This window comes from Mycobacteroides immunogenum (assembly GCF_001605725.1).
Lineage (GTDB): Bacteria > Actinomycetota > Actinomycetes > Mycobacteriales > Mycobacteriaceae > Mycobacterium > Mycobacterium immunogenum.
Genome location: NZ_CP011530.1, coordinates 4200539 through 4221868 on the forward strand (window position 1 = coordinate 4200539; position 21330 = coordinate 4221868).

Annotated in this window: 21 protein-coding genes and 1 riboswitch; of the genes, 11 read left to right on the forward strand and 10 right to left on the reverse strand. The window is 66.0% G+C overall.

The annotated features are described in order from the left end of the window. Positions 1-89 precede the first annotated feature (89 nt). Complete coding sequence (locus ABG82_RS20850) at positions 90-689, forward strand: carboxymuconolactone decarboxylase family protein (RefSeq protein WP_043076570.1); 600 nt, start codon at positions 90-92, stop codon at positions 687-689. Here ABG82_RS20850 and ABG82_RS20855 read toward each other — a convergent pair. Further along, complete coding sequence (locus tag ABG82_RS20855; RefSeq protein ID WP_043076660.1) at positions 686-1603, reverse strand: sigma-70 family RNA polymerase sigma factor; 918 nt, start codon at positions 1601-1603, stop codon at positions 686-688. The genes ABG82_RS20850 and ABG82_RS20855 overlap by 4 nt on opposite strands. A 25-nt stretch (positions 1604-1628) precedes the next feature. Then, complete coding sequence (locus ABG82_RS20860; protein ID WP_043076569.1) at positions 1629-3368, reverse strand: tetratricopeptide repeat protein; 1740 nt, start codon at positions 3366-3368, stop codon at positions 1629-1631. A 139-nt stretch (positions 3369-3507) separates the two neighbouring features. Here ABG82_RS20860 and ABG82_RS20865 point away from each other — a divergent pair, with 139 nt between their 5' ends. Further along, a complete protein-coding gene (locus tag ABG82_RS20865) occupies positions 3508-4530 on the forward strand; it encodes an SMP-30/gluconolactonase/LRE family protein (RefSeq protein WP_043076568.1) in 1023 nt (340 codons plus the stop codon). A 73-nt stretch (positions 4531-4603) separates the two neighbouring features. After that, positions 4604-5890 carry a D-alanyl-D-alanine carboxypeptidase family protein gene (locus ABG82_RS20870; protein ID WP_043076567.1) on the forward strand — a complete coding sequence of 429 codons (1287 nt, stop codon included), beginning with the start codon at positions 4604-4606 and terminating at the stop codon, positions 5888-5890. Here ABG82_RS20870 and yhjD read toward each other — a convergent pair. The 3 genes from yhjD to ABG82_RS20885 form a co-directional block, all read right to left on the reverse strand. Next, on the reverse strand, positions 5887-6915 hold the full coding sequence (gene yhjD / locus ABG82_RS20875) for an inner membrane protein YhjD (RefSeq protein ID WP_078343717.1): 1029 nt from the start codon (positions 6913-6915) through the stop codon (positions 5887-5889). The two genes, ABG82_RS20870 and yhjD, sit on opposite strands and share 4 nt — an antisense overlap. A 19-nt stretch (positions 6916-6934) precedes the next feature. Further along, positions 6935-7957 carry a tryptophan--tRNA ligase gene (gene trpS / locus ABG82_RS20880; protein WP_043076566.1) on the reverse strand — a complete coding sequence of 341 codons (1023 nt, stop codon included), beginning with the start codon at positions 7955-7957 and terminating at the stop codon, positions 6935-6937. A gap of 63 nt (positions 7958-8020) precedes the next feature. Then, positions 8021-8842 carry an exodeoxyribonuclease III gene (locus tag ABG82_RS20885; protein WP_043076565.1) on the reverse strand — a complete coding sequence of 274 codons (822 nt, stop codon included), beginning with the start codon at positions 8840-8842 and terminating at the stop codon, positions 8021-8023. 129 nt (positions 8843-8971) lie between these two features. Between ABG82_RS20885 and ABG82_RS20890 the strand changes: the two genes are divergently transcribed. Continuing rightward, positions 8972-9850: an alpha/beta fold hydrolase gene (locus ABG82_RS20890; RefSeq protein WP_043076564.1), complete on the forward strand. Its 879-nt coding sequence runs from the start codon at positions 8972-8974 to the stop codon at positions 9848-9850. A gap of 85 nt (positions 9851-9935) precedes the next feature. On the opposite strand, the gene ABG82_RS20895 is transcribed toward ABG82_RS20890, so the two are convergent. Beyond that, positions 9936-12176 carry an NADP-dependent isocitrate dehydrogenase gene (locus ABG82_RS20895; RefSeq protein WP_043076658.1) on the reverse strand — a complete coding sequence of 747 codons (2241 nt, stop codon included), beginning with the start codon at positions 12174-12176 and terminating at the stop codon, positions 9936-9938. Positions 12177-12368: 192 nt separating this feature from the next. After that, positions 12369-12515: riboswitch (SAM riboswitch) on the forward strand. Between the two features lie 173 nt (positions 12516-12688). On the opposite strand from ABG82_RS20895, the gene ABG82_RS20900 reads away from it, so the two are divergent. The 4 genes from ABG82_RS20900 to ABG82_RS20915 all read left to right on the forward strand — a co-directional run bounded on the left by ABG82_RS20900 (position 12689) and on the right by ABG82_RS20915 (position 16697). After that, positions 12689-14017, forward strand: a complete 1329-nt coding sequence (locus ABG82_RS20900; RefSeq protein WP_043076563.1) for a bifunctional o-acetylhomoserine/o-acetylserine sulfhydrylase — start codon at positions 12689-12691, stop codon at positions 14015-14017. A gap of 47 nt (positions 14018-14064) precedes the next feature. After that, positions 14065-15201, forward strand: coding sequence for a homoserine O-acetyltransferase MetX (gene metX, locus ABG82_RS20905; protein WP_043076657.1), 1137 nt, complete (start codon positions 14065-14067; stop codon positions 15199-15201). A 23-nt stretch (positions 15202-15224) separates the two neighbouring features. Then, on the forward strand, positions 15225-15962 hold the full coding sequence (locus ABG82_RS20910; RefSeq protein ID WP_043076562.1) for a class I SAM-dependent methyltransferase: 738 nt from the start codon (positions 15225-15227) through the stop codon (positions 15960-15962). 66 nt (positions 15963-16028) lie between these two features. Continuing rightward, on the forward strand, positions 16029-16697 hold the full coding sequence (locus ABG82_RS20915; protein ID WP_043076561.1) for a hypothetical protein: 669 nt from the start codon (positions 16029-16031) through the stop codon (positions 16695-16697). Positions 16698-16701: 4 nt separating this feature from the next. Here ABG82_RS20915 and ABG82_RS20920 read toward each other — a convergent pair whose 3' ends face one another. Genes ABG82_RS20920 through ABG82_RS20930 form a run of 3 tightly spaced genes read right to left on the reverse strand, consistent with a single transcriptional unit; the run spans position 16702 to position 18564 of the window. Beyond that, a complete protein-coding gene (locus ABG82_RS20920; RefSeq protein WP_078343716.1) occupies positions 16702-17019 on the reverse strand; it encodes a DUF3017 domain-containing protein in 318 nt (105 codons plus the stop codon). Further along, positions 17016-17861, reverse strand: coding sequence for a bifunctional methylenetetrahydrofolate dehydrogenase/methenyltetrahydrofolate cyclohydrolase (locus tag ABG82_RS20925; protein ID WP_043076560.1), 846 nt, complete (start codon positions 17859-17861; stop codon positions 17016-17018). The genes ABG82_RS20920 and ABG82_RS20925 overlap by 4 nt, the downstream gene beginning before the upstream one ends. Before the next feature lie 52 nt (positions 17862-17913). After that, on the reverse strand, positions 17914-18564 hold the full coding sequence (locus ABG82_RS20930; protein WP_043076559.1) for a nitroreductase family protein: 651 nt from the start codon (positions 18562-18564) through the stop codon (positions 17914-17916). A gap of 89 nt (positions 18565-18653) precedes the next feature. On the opposite strand from ABG82_RS20930, the gene ABG82_RS20935 reads away from it, so the two are divergent. Together ABG82_RS20935 and ABG82_RS20940 are read left to right on the forward strand one after the other, a co-directional pair. After that, positions 18654-19832 (forward strand): NADH:flavin oxidoreductase, encoded by a 1179-nt coding sequence (locus ABG82_RS20935; RefSeq protein ID WP_043076558.1) that lies wholly within the window; start codon positions 18654-18656, stop codon positions 19830-19832. A 10-nt stretch (positions 19833-19842) separates the two neighbouring features. Then, on the forward strand, positions 19843-20160 hold the full coding sequence (locus tag ABG82_RS20940; protein ID WP_043076557.1) for a hypothetical protein: 318 nt from the start codon (positions 19843-19845) through the stop codon (positions 20158-20160). Positions 20161-20183: 23 nt separating this feature from the next. Here the strand turns inward: ABG82_RS20940 and ABG82_RS20945 are convergent, their stop codons facing one another. Then, on the reverse strand, positions 20184-20594 hold the full coding sequence (locus tag ABG82_RS20945) for a winged helix-turn-helix transcriptional regulator (protein ID WP_043076655.1): 411 nt from the start codon (positions 20592-20594) through the stop codon (positions 20184-20186). 87 nt (positions 20595-20681) lie between these two features. Here ABG82_RS20945 and ABG82_RS20950 point away from each other — a divergent pair, with 87 nt between their 5' ends. Further along, positions 20682-21275, forward strand: coding sequence for an NAD(P)-dependent oxidoreductase (locus ABG82_RS20950; RefSeq protein WP_054173147.1), 594 nt, complete (start codon positions 20682-20684; stop codon positions 21273-21275). Positions 21276-21330 lie beyond the last annotated feature (55 nt).

The following is a 21330-nucleotide window of genomic DNA, read 5'->3' on the forward strand; positions in this document are numbered from 1 at the left end:
CTCGGCGATTTTGTCGCACTGGCACTCACACTCGATGACCAGACTCCCCGGCCCTGTCACACATCCGGGCGCTGCCCCGTCATAGGGGTATGACCACCACATCACGTATCGCACCCATCGCCCCGCCGAACGCCTCACTGCTCACCCGCATCATGTACCGGATGACCAAGCGTCGTTTCGGTCAAGTGCCCGAGCCCTTTACCGTCATCGCCCACCATCGCAAGCTGATGGTCGCGGCCGCGGTGCACGAGCAGATGCTGGGCAGCGCCTCGCAGGTCCTACCGGCCAGCGTGCGCGAACTCGCGGTGTTCTGGACCGCCCGCACCGTGGGCTGCTCGTGGTGCGTCGACTTCGGCTCCATGCTGCAACGCCTGGACGGCTTGGACGTGGACCGCCTCAAGGCCATCGACGACTACGCGACTTCCCCGCTATTCACCGGGGACGAGCGCGCCGCGATCGCCTACGCCGATGCGATGACCGGAAATCCGCACGACATCACCGACGAGCAGGTCGCCGATCTGCGACGGCGGTTCGGTGACGCCGGGGTGATCGAGCTGTCCTACCAGATCGGCGTCGAGAACATGCGCGCCCGCACCTATGCCGCACTGGGAATCACCGAGCAGGGCTTCAATTCCGGTGACGCCTGCCGCGTTCCGTGGGCCACCTCCCAGGACTCACCGGGCGCCTAGGCGTTACGTAGCGGGGTACCGGTGAACTTGTCGGGATTACACACATCCCAGACCGCCAGCACCCTGCCGTCGTGCACAGTGAACGCGCTCACCCGGGGCAGCACCGGCCAATAACCGGAGTCGGCCGTATCTGCCGGCGTCGCGGTCAGGTACATGCCGAACTGCCCGTTCACCAGTGCGGGGTTCATGGCCTGCGTCATGTGCGGCCCGTAACGCTCCATCAAGCCCAGCAGGAAACGGGCCACCTTGTCGGGGCCATGGATGACGCGTACTGCCGTCGGCGCCTTGCCATCGGAGTCTCCCGTCATCGTCACGTCCGGATGCAGCACCCGCACAACCGCTTCCATACTCCCGGAGATGAGGGCCGCCAACAGCTGACCCACCGCTTCGTTGTGTTCGGCATCGGCCGCCGGTTCGGGGGTGGCCGTCACCGCTCGCCGGGCACGCGAGGCCAGCTGGCGCGCGGCCGCATCGCCGATGCCGAGAATCTCGGCAATCTGCTTGAACGGCACCGAGAATCCGTCGTGCAGCACAAAGGCGACGCGCTGATCGGGCGCCAACCGGTCCAGCACCACCATGGCCGCGAAACGCGCGTCCTCGCCGGCCACCAACACGGCCAGCGGGTCACTGCCGTCCAAACCGGTCACCACAGGCTCCGGAAGCCATTCCCCCACATAGGTTTCCCTGCGGTACACGGCCGACCGTAGTCGATCCAGCCCAAGCCGCGAGACAACGGTGGTCAGCCAGGCCGGCAAGTCCTCAATCTCGGCGGTCGCGGAATGCAGACGCAGCCAAGCGTCCTGAACAATGTCCTCGGCATCGGCCACGCTCCCGGTGAGCCGGTATGCCACCGCCTGCAGTCGCGGGCGCAGCGCCTCGAACTCACTGGTGCGATCGCCAGCGTGAACCGCCATCACCTGAGCCTAGGCCAGCCCGCGACTACGGATTGGGATCACTCAAGCAATAGGCGACGCCCGGCGCCGGTATCGGGAACGTCTCCGCAGACTGACCTGGCGCGCACACCAGCGGCGACGCTTCGCCGTCGACTCGTTTATCCACTTTGAGATGCACCCGGGGATCCGTACACGACGCCGTCTTCGCGGCCACATGCGCCGCGGGGTCTGATCGGTAGCCCGGCCAGGAGTAGCACAGTCCCTGGCCGAGATTCTTCGCCAGGCAGATTGTCGAAACCTCGACCGCTACCGGCTGATACCGGTGATAGTCCGCATTCGGACAGACCCGCCCGGACAACGAGGCGACCCGGAAGATCGCACGCGGGTCGGCGCAATCCGTGACCGTGATCGGCGCCCAGAGATATCCACCGACCGTCTTGACGCACTCACCGACCCGGAAATCCCTGGCTGAGAAATGGGCGGCGTCATAGGAACTGTGGGGCCGAGGAGACGGATCGTCACCCGAGTGCGCGATACAGGAAACAACCCGCGAAAGGACGAAGACGACCGTGGCGTACACCAGCCAATTTCCGGACTTTTTCCGCCCCGACTTCTGATTCCGGTTCTGCGACTTCTGATTCCGCGTCTGTGATGTCGCGCCTCCGGCTGAACCCAGCTGATTGTCCAGATATACGTCCCACGCCGGCGCCGGCTCGCTCGACGCGGTGCGCCATCCAAGCGTGAACACCCACTTGACCCAGGTCCAGGCCAGTACCGCGGCCATGCATCCACCCGGAATGAGTACCAGCACCAGACAAACCATGACGATCAAATGGCGTGTCACCAACCACAGGATCGGCAACAAGCCGGCGACCACAACCCATGCCACCAACCAGCCGGTCAGTTTCAACGTCCCCATGACCATCGCGCGGAGCGAGGTCCGCACCCGCAACAACGCTTCCGCCAGCAGCATCAGGCTTGCTGCCGCGAATCCAATGGGCACGGCTCTGGACCACCAGGTCTCGGGAACCCAGCCGAGGGCCAACACGATGGTGGCGATTTCGCTGGGCACGGTGAGCAGCAGCGGAAGCATGAGGGCACGCTTGAACGCATCGGCCACGATCTGGCGGGCATGCGGAGCGCCCTGCGGGTCAATGCGCAACGCTTGACCCAACTTGTCAAGACCGGAGCTTCGAAGAGACCGGACGGCTTCGTCTCCCGCAAGCTCGGTCATCGCGGCAGTGTCTTCCGGATCCAGCTCAAGGGCCTTGCGCCACGCCCGTTCCCGGATCTCGCGATGCTCGGGCTCACTGTGCAGATAGCCGATCAGCCGATGAAGCGCTGGTTCCTGCGGCTCCAGTGCCACCGCGTGCTCGGCCGCCTTACGCGCCGCGTCTTTTTTCTTCTCACCGGCTTCGGAGCCCGGGGGCTGTCGGCTGGCGGCGGAATTGAGTGCGACGGCCAGCTGGTAGTGGTTCCAGGCGTCCTCGGGGTCCAGGGCGACCGCGTGCCTGGCGGCCTTCGTGGCCGCTATGGGCTTGTCCAATCCGATGAGCACGACGGCGCGCATCCGGTACAGCCAGTCCCAATCCGGATTTTCGGCGCCCAGTGTGTCCACCAGCGACAGGGCCGTCTCCATGTCGTCCATGGCGATCAAACAGCGGAGCAGCAGAATCCGCAGCGGAGTATCGTCCGGGTCGGCCGCCAACGCCTCTTCGACAAGACGCTTCGCGTCCGCCGGACGGCCGATGTCGAGCAACGCCTCGATGTGCTGATGGCCGCTCATGCCCGGAATCGCTCATCCGGCATCTCGAGAACATTCGAAAGAACCCACCCCCACACACCTCAGATATGTACACGATCAATCGGTTAGTGGTCACCTGTTGGCGGATTCGAGAGCATCTGCTGGGGCCATAATCATCCCCATGGCCAAGCCGTCGATCGATCCCATCCGCTGGCAACCGCCCGGAGTGCGGGCGCTTTCCCTGAACGCTCAGCAGCTGCCGCCGCTGAGCATCGTGGCGCTGCCCGGGCACGGCCCCGAAGACGTGGTGGCCGATGCCGCGGGAAACATCTGGGCGGGGGTGGCGGACGGAAGGATCTTTCGTATCTCACCCCGCGGCACTGACGGCGCGGAGGTCACGCATGTCGCCACCACCGAGCATCCGCCCCTGGGCCTGCACGTCGCGCGCGACGGCCGGTTACTGATATGCAGCCGCGACAAGCTACTGGCCCTGGATCCGGCCACCGGCGATATCGAGCCAGTGGTCACCACGGTCGACGGGCCACCGCTCATCTTCTGCTCCAATGTCACCGAATCATCGGATGGGACAATATATTTCAGTGAATCGACGGCGCGTTTCCCGTTCGAGCAGTTCATGGCGGCTATCTTGGAGGGCCGCCCCACCGGACGGGTGTTCCGGCGCGACCCGGACGGCACCGTGACAACCATCGCCACCGGACTGGCCTTCACCAATGGGGTCACGCTCACTGCCGACGAGTCCGCCTTGATCGTGGCCGAGACCGTCGGCCGCAGGATAAGCCGGTATCCGCTCACCGGCGCGGGTGCCGGCACGCTGACGCCGATTCTGGACGAGATCCCGGGCATGCCCGACAACATCAGCACCGGCGCGGACGGCCGCATCTGGGTCACCCTGGCCAGCCCGCGCAATGCGCTCGCCGAATGGCTACTCCCTCGCTCGCCCGCCATCCGAAAGGCGCTGTGGCAGCTGCCCGATGCCCTGCTGCCGGGGACGGACACCGATCCGTGGGTCATCGCGGTGAACCCGGACACCGGCGAGGTGGTATCCAACGTCAGCGGCGCGTCGCGGGACCTGCGCACCGTCACCGGCGTCGTCGAATCGGGCGGGCGGCTGTGGATGGGCTGCATCGGGTCGGCCGCCGTCGGTCACATCAGCCTGGCCGATATCGCACCGGCGGGGCGCTAAGCCAGTAAGTCACATCCGACACAGCCGTAACATCCCCCAGTTCAGGGTGGCATTCGCTTACTGTGACGAAGCGATGACCACCCGGACCTCAGTGCCACAGCGCCGCCAGGCCATGCGATCAGCTGCGACTCGTCTTGCCGCTGCCACCGCCGCCGGGCTGATCGTTGCCGCCCTGCCGCTGAGCACTCCACTCGCCAGCGCCGAGCCCGGATTCACGCCGCCCGACACCAGTGGCTGCCCCTACAAGGTGGTGACCCCGCCCGCCGTCGACACCTCCGAGGTACCCAAGGCCGGCGGCGACCCGCCCGCTCCACTGCCGGTACCGGCCAAGCCCATCGGCGGCGAGATGCTCGGACGCTGCGATGTGATCACTCCGGAGGGGGCCGGCCCGGTACCCAATGACGTCTCCGCGGAATCGTGGCTCATCGCCGATCTGAACACCGGCAATGTGGTGGCCGCCAAGGACCCTCATGCCCGGCACCGTCCCGCCAGTGTCATCAAGGTGCTGGTCGCCATGGAGGCCATCAACAACCTGAACCTCAACCAAGCGGTGGTGGGTACCCAGGATGACGCGAACAGCGAAGGCACCCGGGTGGGGGTCGATGTCGGCGGCACCTACACGGTCCGGCAGCTACTGACCGGCCTGCTGATGAACTCGGGCAACGACGCCGCGCACGCGCTGGCGGTACAGCTCGGCGGGATGGACGAGACCGTCGCCAAGATCAACGACATGGCGCAGAAACTCGGCGCACGGGACACCCGCGCGGCCACCCCGTCCGGCCTCGACGGCCCCGGCATGAGCACCTCCGCCTACGACCTCGGCCTGTTCTACAAATACGCGTTCGCCGACCCCACCTTCGCCGATCTGGTATCGGAGCCGAAGGCCACGTTCCCCGGTCATCCCGCCAAACCCGGTGAGCCCGACAACCATCCGGCATACGAGATGACGAACGACAACAAGCTGCTCTACAACTACCCCGGCGCGCTCGGCGGCAAGACCGGATACACCGACGACGCGCAACAGACCTTTGTCGGCGCCGCCGAACGCGACGGCCGCCGGCTGGTGGTCACCATGTTGCGCGGCACTCGCCTGCCGATCGCCCCCTGGGAGCAGGCGGCTCATCTGCTGGACTACGGGTTCTCCACGCCGCGTGATGCTTCTATCGGCAAGCTTGTCGATCCGGACCCGTCGCTGTTGACCAAACCGCATGCCGACGACACACCCGTGGCACAGGCCGCGGGTCTGCCCGCCGAGGCGGTCAACAGCGTTCCGGTGCGGGTGGGTGTGACCATCATCGGCGCGATGATCGTGTTCGGCCTCATCCTGGCGGCCCGCTCACTCAATCGCCGTCAGGCCTAGTCGCCGCCGCGGCCCAGCCACGAAATACCGATCGCACCAAGAACTCCGGCTCCAAACGCGGCAATCACTCCCAGCTTGGACGGGCGCTCCACGGTCTCGACCCGCGTGGTGATGACCACGGGTTCGGGCGGTGGCACATAGGCATATGGCCGGTTCTCGTCGGACGTGGCCGCCCACGCGGTGGCGTAGAGCAGCAGACGCGCGGTGATGTACGCGAACACCATGATGCCGAGCACCGGCCCGAACGTGGAACCCGCCGGACCGTGCATGATCACGCTCAGGTAGATCGAGGCAACCTGCTTGAACAACTCGAAACCGATCGCCGCGATGAGCCCCGCCCGCACCGAACTTGAGAACGGCAGCCGCTCCCTGGGCAGCCGCGCGATCATCCAGGTGAACAACGCCCAGGACAACACGGTCGCTATCCCGATGGTCACCACTTTGAGCAGCACCGACGGGATGGTGACGTCATGCAACCCCAGCCAGCCGAGTACGCGCAGGATCGTCTTCTCGTCGCCGACGGCGGTCACCGCGATGGTGAGTGCGAGCGCCACGAATGTGGAGCCGAGCGCGAGCAGGTCCGACAGCTTGCCCTTGACGAAGTTCTCCGAGTCGTTGGGCTGCTCCCACATGGCACTGAGCGCCGCCCGCACGTTGGCCATCCAGCCCAGCCCGGCCCAGGCCGCGGTCGCCAGACCTGCGATACCCAGGCTCGTGCGCGAAGCAATCGCCGTATCCATCAAATTGATTAGCTGGTTGCCCACCTCACCGGAGATGGCCCCACTAATGCGGCCGCGTAGCTCCGCAATCGTGTCCGGGCGGCGGGACAACACAAACCCCATGGCCGCGAACGCGACCATCATGAGCGGAAACAGCGCAAAGACCGTGAAATAGGTGATTCCCGCGGCGAAGAAGTTGCCGTTTACCTTTCCGTACCGCTCTTGCATGCGCATGATGTGGTCGAACCAGGGAAATCGTGCGCGATAGCGGTCAAGAATCCCAGGCTTATCGTCTCCGGCCACCACTCACCGCCTCTGCTGTTCGCTACCTCGCGGGCCGGACAAACCCTATCCGGTCGTAGACCTCGGTGAGAGTCTTCTCCGCCAGCTCCTGGGCGCGCGCCGCGCCGGACGCCAGGATGTCGTCCAGGGCCGCGGTGTCGGTGAGCAGCTCATTCGTCCGATCCCGGACCGGCGTGACGAACTCGACCAGCGCCTCGGCGGTGTCCTTCTTCAGGTCCCCGTAGCCGCGCCCGGCGTACCCGTCGACGAGGCCGTCGATATCGGCACCGGTGAGGGCGGACTGAATGCTCAGCAAGTTCGAGACACCCGGCTTGGCCTCCCGATCGAACCGGATCTCCCGGTCGCTGTCGGTCTGCGCCGACTTGACCTTCTTGGCCGAGGCCGCCGGTTCATCGAGCAGATTGATCAGGCCGGCGGGGGTAGAGGCCGACTTGCTCATCTTGACCGTCGGGTCTTGCAAGTCGTAGATGCGGGCCGCGTTCTTCGGCACGAACGTCTCCGGCAGCACAAAGGTCTGGCCGTATCGACCGTTGAATCGCTGCGCCACATCGCGAGTCAGTTCGAGGTGCTGACGCTGGTCGTCTCCGACCGGCACCACATTGGTCTGGTACAGCAAGATATCGGCGGCCATCAGCACCGGGTAGGTGAACAGGCCCACCGTGGTGGCGTCGTTACCCTGCTTGGCCGACTTGTCCTTGAACTGGGTCATCCGGGCGGCTTCCCCATAGCCGGTCAAACAGCCCAGTACCCAAGCCAATTCGGCATGTGCCGGCACATGGCTTTGTACGAAGATGGCGCTCACGGCCGGGTCGACGCCGAGCGCTACGTACTGCGCGACCACCGCGCGGGTGCGCCGCCGCAGTTCCTCGGGGTCCTGCGCGACGGTGATGGCGTGCAGGTCCACGACGCAGAACAGCGCCTCGTACTCGTGCTGCAACCGCACCCACTGCTGCACCGCACCCAGCACATTTCCGAGATGAAGGGAATCGGCGGTGGGTTGAATGCCGGAGAACAGGCGTCCCCGGGCGGCGGTTTCGGCAGTCATAGTGCGTCCATCCTGGCATGCCCGGTCAAAGCGATTTTGGCTGCCGCTCGGTGTGCGGGATACCTAGCGGTACTCCACCGTCACCGGCGCATGGTCGGACCAGCGCAGTGCGTAGGCCTCCGCCCGCTCGACTCGCGCCGAATGCGCACGCCGACCCAGATCGGGGGTGGCCAGGTGATAGTCGATGCGCCATCCGGCATCGTTGTCGAAGGCCTTGCCGCGCCACGACCACCAGCTGTACGGCCCGTCCACATCCGGATGCAGTAGCCGGAAACTGTCGACCCAGCCGGCTTCCAGCAACGAGCCCACCCATGCCCGCTCCTCCGGCAGGAAGCCCGCCTTCTTCTGGTTCGCCTTCCACGCCTTGATATCTCGCTCGGTATGGCCGATGTTCCAATCGCCACAGATCACCGCGTCACGGCCGCTGGCGGCCAACTTCCCCATCCTGGCACCCACCGCCGCCATGAAGCGCTCCTTCTCTTCCTGGCGTTCGGTGCCCGCCTCACCGGTGGGCAGGTAGATGCTCGCCACGGTGAGGTCGCCGATCTCGGCCTCCAGATACCGGCCCGACTCATCGAATTCGCCGCCGTCGGCGTCCAAAGCCACCCTGGTCGCGGTCGCCGGAACGCGGCTCAGAATCCCCACACCGCTGCGCCCCTTCACACTGGACGCGGCGCTGACCACCTGCCACCCGGCCGCCAGGGCCGGGGCCAGCGCCTCCAGCAGCTGCTCCTCCTCGGCGCGCACCTCCTGCAGACACACGATGTCGGCGCTCGTCTGCTCCAGCCAGGGCAGCAGTCCACGGTTCTCCGCGGACCGTTCCTTGACGGCGGCTCGGATGCCGTTGACGTTGATGGTGGTGACGGTGATCTTCTTGGCGCTCATCGGTCGCCGACGATAGTCGAGTGGTGTGACAGTCCCGAGTGAGCCTGAGCGAGCGCGGAAATAGGGGCCTGTAAATTGACGCAACAGACAGTAATGTCAACGCAGAGGTTGGCGCACTAGGAGGACCGCATGCTGGAAGCCATCTTGTCGAAGCCGTCGAACCGGCGTGCACCCATCGAGATGGGCGCGGGCGAGCCGGTGCTGCTGCTACACCCGTTCATGCTGTCGCAGTCGGTCTGGGAGACGGTCGCCGAGCAGCTCGCCGACGCCGGGTATGAGGTGTTCGCCCCGACCTATCCCGGGCACAACGGCGGCGGCCCGATGCCCAAGCTACCTCCGTTCTCACAGCGGTCGGTCGATGTCTATCTGGACCAACTCGAGCAGATCATGGATCAAAAGGGCTGGGAAACAGCACATCTGGTCGGCAACTCGCTGGGCGGCTGGATCGCCCTGGGCCTGGCGCAGCGTGGTCGCGCCCGCAGCGTCACCGCCATCGCTCCCGCCGGCGGTTGGACCAAGTACTCGGCGCTGAAGGCGGAGATCGTGGTGAAGTTCGCGGCCATGCTGCCCTGGCTGGCGTTCTCACGGCTGCTGGGCCGCCGCGCGGCGGGCCTGCCGTTCGTCAAATTCGCCACCGCGCGCGCCCTATGCGGGGAGACCGAGGCGCTGAGCCTGCCGGACTTCCACAGCATCTTCGAGGACATCACCCACTGCCCGGCATATTTCGCGTCGCTGACATCGATCCTGCCCGCACCGGGCCTGCAGAACCTGAACACCATTTCGGTGCCCGCGCAGCTGGTGCTCTGCGAGAAGGACGAGATCGTGCCTCCCGGCCGCTTCGGCACGCTGATCGGTCAGGGGCTGCCCTCCGGCGCCCGGCGGATCACCTTGGCGGGCATGGGACATGTGCCCATGCTCGAGGCGCCGGGTCAGGTCACCGAAGTGATCACCGACCTGATCGATCCGCTCGTCGCCGCCAAGCGCGGTGCGGCCTCCGACGCCGGCTAGTCACCCCGTAAACGCCGACACGCCGCGTTCTGCGCATCCCTCTCGGGAAACGCGTCAGAACGCGGCCTGTCGGCGCTGTAAGGACTTAGGCTTCGACGACGGATGCCAGGACGCTGTTGAAGGTCGCACTCGGGCGCATCACCGCGGCGGTCTTCTCGGGGTCCGGCGCGTAGTAGCCGCCGATATCGGCGGGGCTGCCCTGCACGGCCGCGAGCTCGGCGACGATCTCGTCCTCGTTCTCGACCAGCTGCTTGGCCAGCGGCGCGAACAGCTCGGCCAGCTCCACGTCCTCGGTCTGCGCGGCCAGCTCGGCCGCCCAGTACAACGCCAGGTAGAACTGGCTGCCGCGGTTGTCCAGCTCGCCGGCCTTGCGTGACGGGCTCTTGTCGTTCTCCAGCAGCTTCCCGGTCGCGGCATCCAGCGTGGTGGCCAGGATCTTGGCCCGGGCGTTTCCGGTCTTGATGCCCAGGTCTTCGAGGCTGACCGCCAGCGCCAGGAACTCACCGAGCGAATCCCACCGCAGGTGGTTCTCCTCGACCAGCTGGCTGACGTGCTTAGGTGCCGAACCGCCGGCACCCGTCTCGTACAGTCCACCGCCGGCCATCAGCGGCACGATGGACAGCATCTTGGCGCTGGTGCCCAGCTCCAGGATCGGGAAAAGGTCGGTCAGGTAGTCACGCAGGATGTTGCCGGTCGCCGAGATGGTGTCGAGCCCGCGGATGACCCGCTCCATGGTGTACCGGATCGCCCATACCTGCGGCATGATCTGGATCTCCAGGCCCTCGGTGTCGTGGTCCTTGAGGTAGGCCTTGACCTTCTTGCGCAGCTCGTTCTCGTGCGGGCGCTCGGTGTCCAGCCAGAACACCACGGTCATCCCCGACTCGCGGGCACGCGTGACGGCCAGCTTCACCCAGTCCTTGATCGCCGCGTCGCGAACGACCGGCATGCGCCAGATGTCGCCCTCTTCGACGTTCTGGGTCAGCAGCACCTCACCGGTCTCGATGTCGACGACGTCGGCGACACCCGCCTCGGTGATCTCGAAGGTCTTGTCGTGGCTGCCGTACTCCTCGGCCTTCTGCGCCATCAGGCCGACGTTGGGCACGGTGCCCATAGTCCGGGGATCGAACTGGCCGTGGGTCTTCACGAAATTGATCATCTCCTGGTAAATCCGGGAGAAGGTCGACTCCGGGTTGACGGCCTTGGTGTCCTTGAGCTTGCCGTCGGCGCCGTACATCTTGCCGCCTGCGCGGATCATGGCGGGCATCGAGGCGTCGACGATCACGTCGCTGGGCGAGTGGAAGTTCGAGATGCCCTTGGCCGAGTCCACCATCGCCAGCTCGGGACGGTGCTCATGGCAGGCGTGCAGGTCGCGGATGATCTCCTCGTGCTGCGACGCGGGCAGCGCCTCGATCTTGCTGTACAGGTCGGACATGCCGTTGTTGACGTTGACGCCCAGCTCGTCGAACAGCTCCTGATGCTTGGCGAAGGCGTCCTTGTAGAAGATCTTGACCGCGTGGCCGAACACGATCGGGTGGCTGACCCGCATCATGGTGGCCTTGACGTGCAGGGACAGCATCACGCCGGTCTTGTAGGCGTCCTCGATCTGCTCCTCGTAGAAGTCGCAGAGCGCCTTCTTGCTCATGAACATGCTGTCGATGATGTCGCCCTCGCCCAGCTTGACCTCGGGCTTGAGCACGACGGTCTCGCCGCTCTTGGTGGTCAGCACCATCTTGACCTTGCGGTCGCGGTCCAGCGTCAGCGACTTCTCACCGTGGTAGAAATCGCCCTCCTTCATGGTGGCGACGTGAGTACGCGAGGCCTGCGACCACTTCCCCATGCTGTGCGGGTGCTTGCGGGCGTATTCCTTGACGGCCTTCGGCGCGCGCCGATCCGAGTTTCCTTCGCGCAGAACAGGATTCACGGCACTGCCGAGACACTTGGTGTAACGGGCCTTGATCGCCTGCTCTTCGTCGTTCTTGGGGTCACCGGGGTAGTCGGGCAGCTTGTAGCCCTTGCCCTGCAGTTCCTTGATGGCGGCGAGCAGTTGCGGCACCGATGCGCTGATGTTGGGCAGCTTGATGATGTTGGTCTCGGGCAGCTGCGTCAGCCGGCCCAACTCGGCCAGGTTGTCCGGAACCTGCTGGTCTTCGGGGAGGTATTCGGCGAACTCGGCGAGGATGCGCGCCGCGACCGAGATGTCACTGGTTTGGACATCGATACCGGCCGGTCCGGCGAATGCCCGGATGATCGGCAAGAAGGAGTACGTCGCGAGCAGCGGCGCCTCGTCTGTCAGCGTGTAGATGATGGTCGGCTGCTGCGCACTCATGGTCACTCCCGGCATCGTTGATCGGACTTGTTGGTCGGTCAAAATCTCAGGTACCCCGTGGGTCACACGGGCTCCTATTCAGTATCACGTCGGCTCCGAGCCTAGGCGGGCGGACGGCCTGTGATCGCGCTCCCATACGTGCTTGGACTACCTGGTGGCAACCATTCGGTGAATTGAGATACGCTGCTAATCGGTCATGAGTACCAGCGTCAAGCCCCGGCTCGCTGGTCGGCAACCCTCCAACCGCGGTGGGGTGCCCCGGGTGATGACCAGGTTGAGTAGCCGACTGGCTGTCAGAGGTTGATGACGGAACGGTCGGCCACACGGCAAGCGCGGGTCCGATGGCGGGCCCCGAGAAGACAGGTTGGCCCGATGGAGTATTTGTCACCCGGGGGTAGGTCCCTGCGTTCCTGTTGTCGGTTCCGGTTGTTCTTCGCGCCAGCGGCTCATCAGCACTGTCACTGTTGCCCCCAGCCCTGACCTCCCTACCCGACCACTCCCAGGAGAGCTCCATGACCGATATCGACCGCACCGCCCAGTGGACCTTCGAGACCAAGCAGATCCACGCGGGCCAGTCCGCCGACACGGCGACCAACGCCCGGGCCCTGCCGATCTACCAGACCACCTCTTACGTCTTCAATGACACCGCGCACGCCGCCGCGCTCTTCGGATTGTCCGAAGAAGGCAACATCTACACCCGCATCGGCAACCCCACCCAGGACGTTGTCGAGCAGCGCATCGCCGCCCTGGAAGGCGGGGTGGCGGCGCTGCTGCTGGCATCCGGGCAGGCCGCGGCGACCCTGGCGATCGTGAACATCGCGCAGGCCGGCGACAACATCGTGTCCAGCCCCCGGCTGTACGGCGGCACCTACAACCTGCTGCACTACACCCTGCCGCGCCTGGGCATCTCGACCACCTTCGTCGACGACCCCGACGATCTGGAGTCGTGGCGCAAGGCCATCACCCCGGACACCAAGGCGCTGTTCGCCGAGTCGATCTCCAACCCGCAGAACGACATTCTCGATATCGCGGGCCTGTCCGAGATCGCGCACGCGGCAGGTATCCCCCTGATCGTCGACAACACCGTCGCCACGCCGTACCTGATTCAGCCGCTGGCGCACGGGGCCGACGTAGTGGTGCACTCGGCCACCAAATACCTTGGCGGACACGGCAATGCCATCGGTGGCGTGATCATCGACGGCGGCACGTTCGACTGGACCCAGGGGCGTCATCCCGGGTTCACCACCCCGGATCCGAGCTACCACGGGGTGGTGTTCGCCGACCTGGGCGCGCCCGCCTATGCCCTCAAGGCACGTGTGCAGCTACTGCGCGATCTCGGTCCGGCCATCTCACCGTTCAACGCCTTCCTCATCGCCCAGGGCCTGGAAACATTGAGCCTGCGCGTGGAGCGGCACGTCGCGAACGCACAGCGGGTGGCCGAGTTCCTGGTCAGCCAGCCGGAAGTCACCCGCGTCAACTACGCCGGGCTGCCCACGTCGCCCTGGTACGAGCGCGCGCAGGCCCTGGCCCCCAAGGGTGCCGGTGCCGTGCTCGCTTTCGAACTGGACGGCGGCGTCGAGGCGGCGACCACCTTCATCGATTCGCTGACCCTGCACAGCCAGGTGGCCAACATCGGCGATGTGCGCTCCCTGGTCATCCACCCCGCCACCACCACGCACGGACAGCTTTCGCCCACCGAGCAGGCGGCCTCGGGCGTCACACCGGGACTGGTCCGGTTGGCCGTCGGCATCGAGGGCATCGACGACATCCTGGCCGACCTGGAGTCCGGATTCGCGGCCGTGCGCCGGCTCAAACAACCCGCGGCGGTGGCATCATCGTGACCTTGACCGACGATCTTCGCGCAAGCGGCTCATCCGCCGGCCAGCAGCTGCCGGCGCCCGGCATTGCCCTGCCCCAGGGCGATGAGATCGCCTATGTGCCAATCGGTTCGGTGACGCTGGAAAGCGGTGCCGTGATCGACGACGTGACCGTCGCGGTGCAGAGCTGGGGAGAGCTCTCGCCCCGCCGCGACAACGTGGTCTTCGTCTGCCATGCGCTCACCGCCGATTCTCACGTGGTGGGGCCCGCCGGACCCGAGCACATCACCGGCGGGTGGTGGGAGGGCATCATCGGCCCGGGCGCGGCCATCGACACCAACCATTGGTGTGCCGTCGCCACCAACGTCCTGGGCGGTTGCCGGGGCACCACCGGCCCCACGTCACTCGCCGCTGACGGCAAGCCGTGGGGTTCACGATTCCCCGAGGTATCGGTGCGCGACCAGGTGCACGCCGATGTCGCCGCACTTGCGCAACTGGGTATCACCGAGGTGGCCGCCGTCGTCGGTGGATCGATGGGTGGCGCACGCGCACTGGAATGGGCCGTGACGCACCCGGATTCGGTACGTGCGGCGCTGGTGCTGGCGGTCGGCGCGAGGGCAACCGGCGACCAGATCGGCACGCAGAGCACGCAGATCGCCGCGATCCAGGCCGACCCGGACTGGCAGGGCGGTGACTATCACGGCAGTGGACGCAGCCCCGTTAACGGCCTGAATCTGGCCCGGCGCATCGCACACCTGACCTATCGCGGCGAGGTCGAGCTGGACACCCGGTTCGGCAACAGCCCGCAGGTCGGCCCGGACGGACCCGAGGACCCCTGGGCGGACGGCCGGTACGCGGTGCAGAGCTACCTGGAACATCAGGGCAACAAGTTCATTCGGCGCTTCGACGCGGGCAGCTACGTCATCCTGACCGAATCGCTCAACCGCCACGATGTGGGCCGCGGCCGTGGAGGCGTCGAGAAGGCGTTGAAGAGCTGCCCGGTCCCCGTCGTGGTCGGCGGCATCACCTCCGATCGGCTGTACCCGTTGCGACTGCAGGAGGAATTAGCGGACCTGCTGCCGGGTTGTACCGGCTTGCGGGTGGTTGAGTCTGTGCACGGCCATGACGCGTTCCTCATCGAGTTCGATGCGGTGAGCGAGCTGGTGCGGGAGACGCTCGCACTGGCCAAGGCAACACAGGCTTCGTAAACACCGGACCAGAGGGAGCGCGAATGCCGGACGCACAAGCAGAACCATCGCTGTCGTTCGGTTCGCAGGCAGCCGCCTACGAACGAGGCCGGCCCTCGTATCCACCCGAGGCAATCGATTGGCTGCTGCCGCCCGGAGCGCACGATGTCCTGGATCTGGGCGCAGGCACCGGCAAGCTGACCACCCGCCTGGTGGAGCGCGGACTCAATGTCGTCGCGGTCGATCCCCTCGCCGAAATGCTTGAGGTGCTGAGCAATTCGCTGCCCGATACCCCCGCGCTACTGGGCACCGCCGAAGAGATTCCACTGCCCGACAACAGCGTGGATGCCGTGCTGGTGGCGCAGGCCTGGCATTGGGTGGACCCCGAGCGCGCCATCCCCGAGGTGGCACGAGTACTCCGCCCGGGCGGGCGACTGGGCCTGGTGTGGAATGTGCGCGACGAACGCCTGGGCTGGGTGTCGGACCTGGGGCACATCATCGGCCATGAGAACGCGTCGGACTCGGCCGACATCCAGGAGCTTCCCGCACCGTTCACAGCGCAAGAGCGCCACCAGGTGGAGTGGACGAGTTACCTTACCCCGCAAGCACTTCTAGATATGGTGGCCTCACGCAGCTACTGCATCACCGCCCCCGAGGCCGCCCGGAAGAAGACCCTGCAGCAGGTTCGCGAGCTGCTTGCCACCCATCCCGCGCTGGCACAGTCGACGGGTCTTGCGCTGCCCTACGTGACGGTGAGCATCCGGGCGACCCTGAATCACTGAACGGGTGCCTCAATTCACAGGGTTCTTCCCAAGACGCGCGCGCCCCGGTGCCGCTACGGTGTACCCGTGCATACGGATCGCCGCCTGCTGGCAGCCCTCTTTGTCACCACCACGCTCCTGACCCCGGCACTCGCCAGCTGTGGCTCCAACGGGTCACCCTCCGAGGCTCCGAGTGCGTCCGAGCCCACCTCGAGCAGTGCGCCTGCCGAGCGGCATACCCGCCAGTTCATCCCCGACCTGGGCATCTACATCAGCACACCCAATGACTGGGTGTCCTTCGCCGACGGGGTGCACAACAACAAGGGACTGGTCACCTACCAGGTCCGGCCGAAGTGGGAATCATCGGAGCTGGCCCAGTACGTGCGGATCCGCAAGCTGGCACCGTCCGATGACGCCCCCGAGGTGAAGGGCTGGCTGGCCGCATCCAACGCCGACGCGGTGAGCGACTTCGTCAAGACCCGCAAGTCGAAAGTCACTGCGGACAAACGAGACTCATGGGATGGCCCCAATCTGCCCGGCGCCTCGGCCAGCCTGGAGCTGGAGAAGCCACCGGCCGCCGAGGGCAAGCCACCGGTAGCCGCCACGCCAAAGATCTACGTGGCCTTCGTGGGGCAAGGCGATCAGCGTTGGCAGATCGCCACCACCAATGTGGTCGGCGCCAACAGCGAACCGTCCGAGCAGTTCCTGGGCGAGCAGGCCGACTCCATCGCGCGGTCGGTGCAGCTGCTCAAGTAGCGCCCTAGCCGGTACCCAGCGGATCGATGGTCAACGCAAGGTAGACCATCGCCGCCGCGACGGCACCGAGAGCCCCCACATCAAAGGTCTTGCTGCGCACCGCAAGTAGGCCCGCGGTCTCGTCGGTAAGCACCAGGCGCATCGCCGCCGCGATACCGACGGCGATGCCGACCACCAACGCACCGCGCCGCCAGCGGTCGGCGATCACCAAACCCAACGCCACCAGAAAAACCGCTGACACCACCAGAATCGGCCACTGTTCACGGGCAAATCGGCGGACGGCATCCAACGCGTCGCCGAACAGGTCCCGGGTAGTGGTCACGAACGCTCCGCTCGCTCGATCACGTTGGTGAGCAAGAAGGCTCGGGTCAGCGGCCCGACCCCACCGGGGTTGGGCGAGACGTACCCGGCGACATCCCAGACATCCTCGGCCACGTCGCCGGTCAACTTGTCGTCGACCCGGCTCACGCCCACGTCGATCACCGCGGCGCCCGGCTTGACCATGTCGGCGGTCACCATGTGCGGCACGCCGGCGGCGGCCACGATGATGTCGGCCTGCCGGGTCAGCGCGGCCAGGTCACGGGTTCCGGTGTGGCACAGGGTGACTGTCGCATTCTCCGAGCGCCGGGTGAGCAGCAGCCCCAGGGGACGCCCCACCGTGACGCCACGGCCGATCACCACCACATGTGCGCCGTCGAGTGCGACGTCGTAGCGACGCAGCAGATAGACGATGCCCCGCGGCGTGCACGGAAGCGGCGCTTCCTTGCCCAGTACCAGCCGCCCCAGGTTCGTCGGGTGCAGCCCGTCGGCGTCCTTGTCGGGATCGATGCGCTCCAGCGCCTCGTTCTCGTCGAGATGCTTGGGCAACGGCAGCTGCACGATGTAGCCCGTGCAATCCGGGTTGGCGTTCAGCTCGTCGATGGTGGCGCACAGCGTGGCCTGGTCGATATCGGCGGGCAGATCGCGGCGGATCGAGTTGAGGCCCACCTTGGCGCAGTCCGCGTGCTTGCCACGCACATAGGCGTGCGAGCCCGGGTCGTCACCCACCAGGATGGTGCCCAGCCCCGGTGTCTTGCCCGCCGCCTTCAGCGCCGCGGCGCGGGTGGCCAGCTCCACAAAAATCTCATCGCGGGTGGCCTTGCCGTCAAGTCGAGTCGCCGTCACACGCCCAGTATTCCTGGGCCTACAGCTCTTCGCGCAAGCGGCTCATCGCCCCTCACCACGTGTCCCAGTGCAGGACGTCGGCGAGCGGCTGACGCTTGGCGAGCTGGAAGTCGGTGCCGACGGTGTACGCGATGGGGAACAGCCCACCCTGGGTGATCTTGTCGAACGGGATACCCAGGATGTCCGCGGTGCGCTTCTCACCGTCGTCCATCAGGTGCAATGTCGTCCAGGCCGACCCCAGACCGCGGTTACGCGCGGCAAGCATGAAGCTCCACACCGCGGGGAGCAGCGATCCCCACGACGATGCCGCACCCACCACCGGCAGATTGTCGAGGCGTCCCTCGATGCAGGGAATGAGGAACAGCGGCGAGCGCTCGAAGTTCTCGGCGAGGTAGCCGGCCGAATCCACGACCTTTGCCTTGCGCTCTGCCCGAGAATCACCTTCGGCGTAGGTGGCGCCCGCGCCCTTGGCGTACTTGTTCCAGCCCTCGCGGTAGATGTCGGCGATCGCCTTCTTCTTGCCGGCGTCCTCCACGATCACCCAGTGCCAGCCCTGATGGTTGGAACCGGTCGGTGCCTGCAGCGCGATATTCAGGCATTCCTCGACAACCGCGCGCTCGACGGGCTTGTCGAAATCCAGGCGCTTGCGCACCGAACGGGTGGTGGTCAGAACTTCGTCGGCCGACAAATTCAGGGAGGTCATACGACGAACGTACATCCACCGCGCGTGCCGAAAAGTAGGAGTCCACATCCAGAATCTGTCGCCCGTCGTCGCGGCGTAATGTCCCGCCCATGGGCAGTGACGCCGCTGGAGTTCCCGACGTGTTGGCGCCCGCGCGACTCGGCCCCATCACCCTGCGCAACCGGACAATCAAGGCCGCCACGTTCGAGGCCGCCTCCCCCGACGCCTTCGTGACCGACGATCTCATCGAATATCACCGCAAACCCGCACTCGGCGGGGTCGGCATGACCACGGTCGCGTATTGCGCCGTCGCCCCCGAGGGACGCACCGAATACGGCCAGGTCTGGATGCGCGAAGAAGCCATCCCCGGGCTGCGCCGCCTCACCAGTGCGATCCACGACACCGGTGCCGCCGTATCGGCACAGATCGGCCACGCCGGCCCGGTCGCCAACGCACGATCCAACGGATTCCCGGCGCTGTCGCCGATCCGGTTCTTCAACCCGTTGGGCATGAAATTCGCCCGCCGGGCCAGCGCCTCGGACATCGACGGTGTGATCGCCGCGCACGCGAACGCGGCCCGGCTGGCCATCGAGGCAGGTTTCGATGCCGTCGAAATCCATTTGGGTCACGGATATTTCGTGAGCTCATTCCTGAGCCCGCTGTTCAATCGGCGCGGCGACGAGTACGGCGGCTCACTGGCCAACCGTGCCAAGGTGGCCCGTGCCGTGGTGCAGGCGGTACGCAAGGTCGCCGGCGGGCGGCTGGCCGTCACCGCGAAGCTGACCATGACCGACGGCATCCGCGGCGGCATTCCCATCGAGGAATCCCTGCAGACGGCCAAATGGCTGCAAGAGGACGGTGGGCTCGATGCCCTGGAGCTGACCGCGGGCAGCTCCCTGGTCAATCCCATGTACTTGTTCCGCGGCGACGTTCCAATCCGCGAGCTCGCCCAGGGCTTCCCCAAGCCCATGGGGTGGGGCGTACGGCTGACGGGAAAGAAGTTCTTCCGGTCCTATCCCTACCGCGACGCCTTTCTGCTGGACGATGCCCGCCGATTCCGCGCCGAGCTGGACATGCCGCTGATTCTCTTGGGCGGCATCGCCGGCGGCGAGTCGATGGACCTGGCCATGGCCGAGGGCTTCGATTTTGTGGCCATGGGCCGCGCGTTGCTCGCCGATCCGGATCTGGTGAATCGGGTGGCGGCCGACCGGCAGACGCATTCGCGGTGCACCCACTGCAATCAATGCATGGCAACAATTTTCAGCAAAACTCATTGCGTGCTCACCTAGCATCGCTGTCATGACGACAGCGGCCGCGGGCCGGAAACCGGGGACCGCGGAGTCCATCGCCAGCTGGCTGCTCTGGCTGCTGGTCAGCGTGGCGGCAGGAATCGTCACGTTCACCGCGATCTTTCCGCTGGCATTCAGTGGCGCCGTCCCCGATCAGGCCGATGCCGCCGCCGCGTTATTCGTCTGGTCGTTACTGACCGCGGTCACGTGCGTGGCCGCGGCCGTTGCGATGGGCATCGGGCACTTGTGTCACTGGCACATTTGGTACTGGCCGGCGCTGTGCGCGCTCGTCCTCATCAGGACGCTCGTCTTATTGCACAACCTCTGAACTTCACGCGCACCAGGGCGTAGTCACCCGATGGTTACGTCCGTCGACGACAAGGCTCCATCATGGGCTTCCCGGTTGCGCACGATGCGCGCCACATTGCGCTCAGCCCACGCCCGCAGGTGGTCGATGGGCTCGCGAAGCGAAACGCCCAACTCGGTCAGCTGGTATTCCACTGTCGGCGGGACGGTGGCATAAGCCATCCGCGTCACCAAGCCGTCGCGGAGCATCGAGCGCAGCGTGGACGTGAGCACCTTGCCGGTTACGCCGCCGACGCGATCGCGCAGGACAGTGAACCGCAAGGGTCCGTCGGCAAGGGCCGCGACCACCAGGACTGTCCACTTGTCCCCGACTCTGTCCAACACGATCCGGGTGGGGCATTCCGTGTCGAACAGATTTCCCAACCAGTCATCCATGGGCTGTGACGAGGCAGACATCGAAAACTCCATTAGTTACTTTGAGGTACCAAGTTACCACTGGATACCGTCGGGGCGTTCGCACGAATCGAAGAAGGGACTAGCCCCATGAAGATCGCAATATTCGGCGCAACCGGAATGGTCGGCTCGCGCATCGCCGCCGAGCTACGCGGACGCGGACACGAGGTGACCGGATACAGCCGCCGCGGTAGTGACGACGCCCAACCCGGGACACTCTCCGACAGCACTCTCGTGGCGACAGCCGCCGCCGAGCATGACGCTGTTGTCTCCGCGATCGGACCAAGCCGTTCCGGTGAACCACACAGCGAATTCATCGACGCGATCAGCACAGCCGCCGCAAACCTGCGCGGCACCCGGCTGTTCGTCGTCGGCGGCGCGGGAACGCTCCGCGTCAACGGAATACGCCTGGTCGACTCCCCGGAGTTCCCGGAGGCATACCGCGCCGAGGCGCTGACTCAGGGTGCCGCGCTGGAGATACTCGAGCGGACCGGACAAGACGTGGACTGGGTGTACCTCTCCCCGGCGCCGCTTATCGAGCCGGGAGAGCGCACGGGTTCCTACCGCGTCGCAGGTGACTCCCCGGCGGGCCAGCGCATCTCGGCCGAAGATTTCGCGGTCGCGGTAGCCGACGAACTCGAACACCCGGCACACCGGCGCGAGCGATTTACGGTCGCCAATTGACGCTGCGCACGAGCGCACCGGTCTTCCCGCGCCCGTGAGCATCCGGCGCGGGAAG

What these genes read in the sequence shown, in the direction of transcription:
- ABG82_RS20895 (WP_043076658.1), bottom strand. Translation starts at nt 12,176, where the DNA reads ATGAGTGCGCAGCAGCCGACCATCATCTACACGCTGACAGACGAGGCG.
- ABG82_RS20950 (WP_054173147.1), top strand. Translation starts at nt 20,682, where the DNA reads ATGAAGATCGCAATATTCGGCGCAACCGGAATGGTCGGCTCGCGCATC.
- ABG82_RS20870 (WP_043076567.1), top strand. Translation starts at nt 4,604, where the DNA reads ATGACCACCCGGACCTCAGTGCCACAGCGCCGCCAGGCCATGCGATCA.
- ABG82_RS20865 (WP_043076568.1), top strand. Translation starts at nt 3,508, where the DNA reads ATGGCCAAGCCGTCGATCGATCCCATCCGCTGGCAACCGCCCGGAGTG.
- ABG82_RS20910 (WP_043076562.1), top strand. Translation starts at nt 15,225, where the DNA reads ATGCCGGACGCACAAGCAGAACCATCGCTGTCGTTCGGTTCGCAGGCA.
- ABG82_RS20885 (WP_043076565.1), bottom strand. Translation starts at nt 8,842, where the DNA reads ATGAGCGCCAAGAAGATCACCGTCACCACCATCAACGTCAACGGCATC.
- ABG82_RS20940 (WP_043076557.1), top strand. Translation starts at nt 19,843, where the DNA reads ATGACGACAGCGGCCGCGGGCCGGAAACCGGGGACCGCGGAGTCCATC.
- ABG82_RS20935 (WP_043076558.1), top strand. Translation starts at nt 18,654, where the DNA reads ATGGGCAGTGACGCCGCTGGAGTTCCCGACGTGTTGGCGCCCGCGCGA.
- ABG82_RS20890 (WP_043076564.1), top strand. Translation starts at nt 8,972, where the DNA reads ATGCTGGAAGCCATCTTGTCGAAGCCGTCGAACCGGCGTGCACCCATC.
- ABG82_RS20930 (WP_043076559.1), bottom strand. Translation starts at nt 18,564, where the DNA reads ATGACCTCCCTGAATTTGTCGGCCGACGAAGTTCTGACCACCACCCGT.
- ABG82_RS20850 (WP_043076570.1), top strand. Translation starts at nt 90, where the DNA reads ATGACCACCACATCACGTATCGCACCCATCGCCCCGCCGAACGCCTCA.
- ABG82_RS20860 (WP_043076569.1), bottom strand. Translation starts at nt 3,368, where the DNA reads ATGAGCGGCCATCAGCACATCGAGGCGTTGCTCGACATCGGCCGTCCG.
- ABG82_RS20945 (WP_043076655.1), bottom strand. Translation starts at nt 20,594, where the DNA reads ATGTCTGCCTCGTCACAGCCCATGGATGACTGGTTGGGAAATCTGTTC.
- trpS (WP_043076566.1), bottom strand. Translation starts at nt 7,957, where the DNA reads ATGACTGCCGAAACCGCCGCCCGGGGACGCCTGTTCTCCGGCATTCAA.
- ABG82_RS20900 (WP_043076563.1), top strand. Translation starts at nt 12,689, where the DNA reads ATGACCGATATCGACCGCACCGCCCAGTGGACCTTCGAGACCAAGCAG.
- ABG82_RS20855 (WP_043076660.1), bottom strand. Translation starts at nt 1,603, where the DNA reads ATGGCGGTTCACGCTGGCGATCGCACCAGTGAGTTCGAGGCGCTGCGC.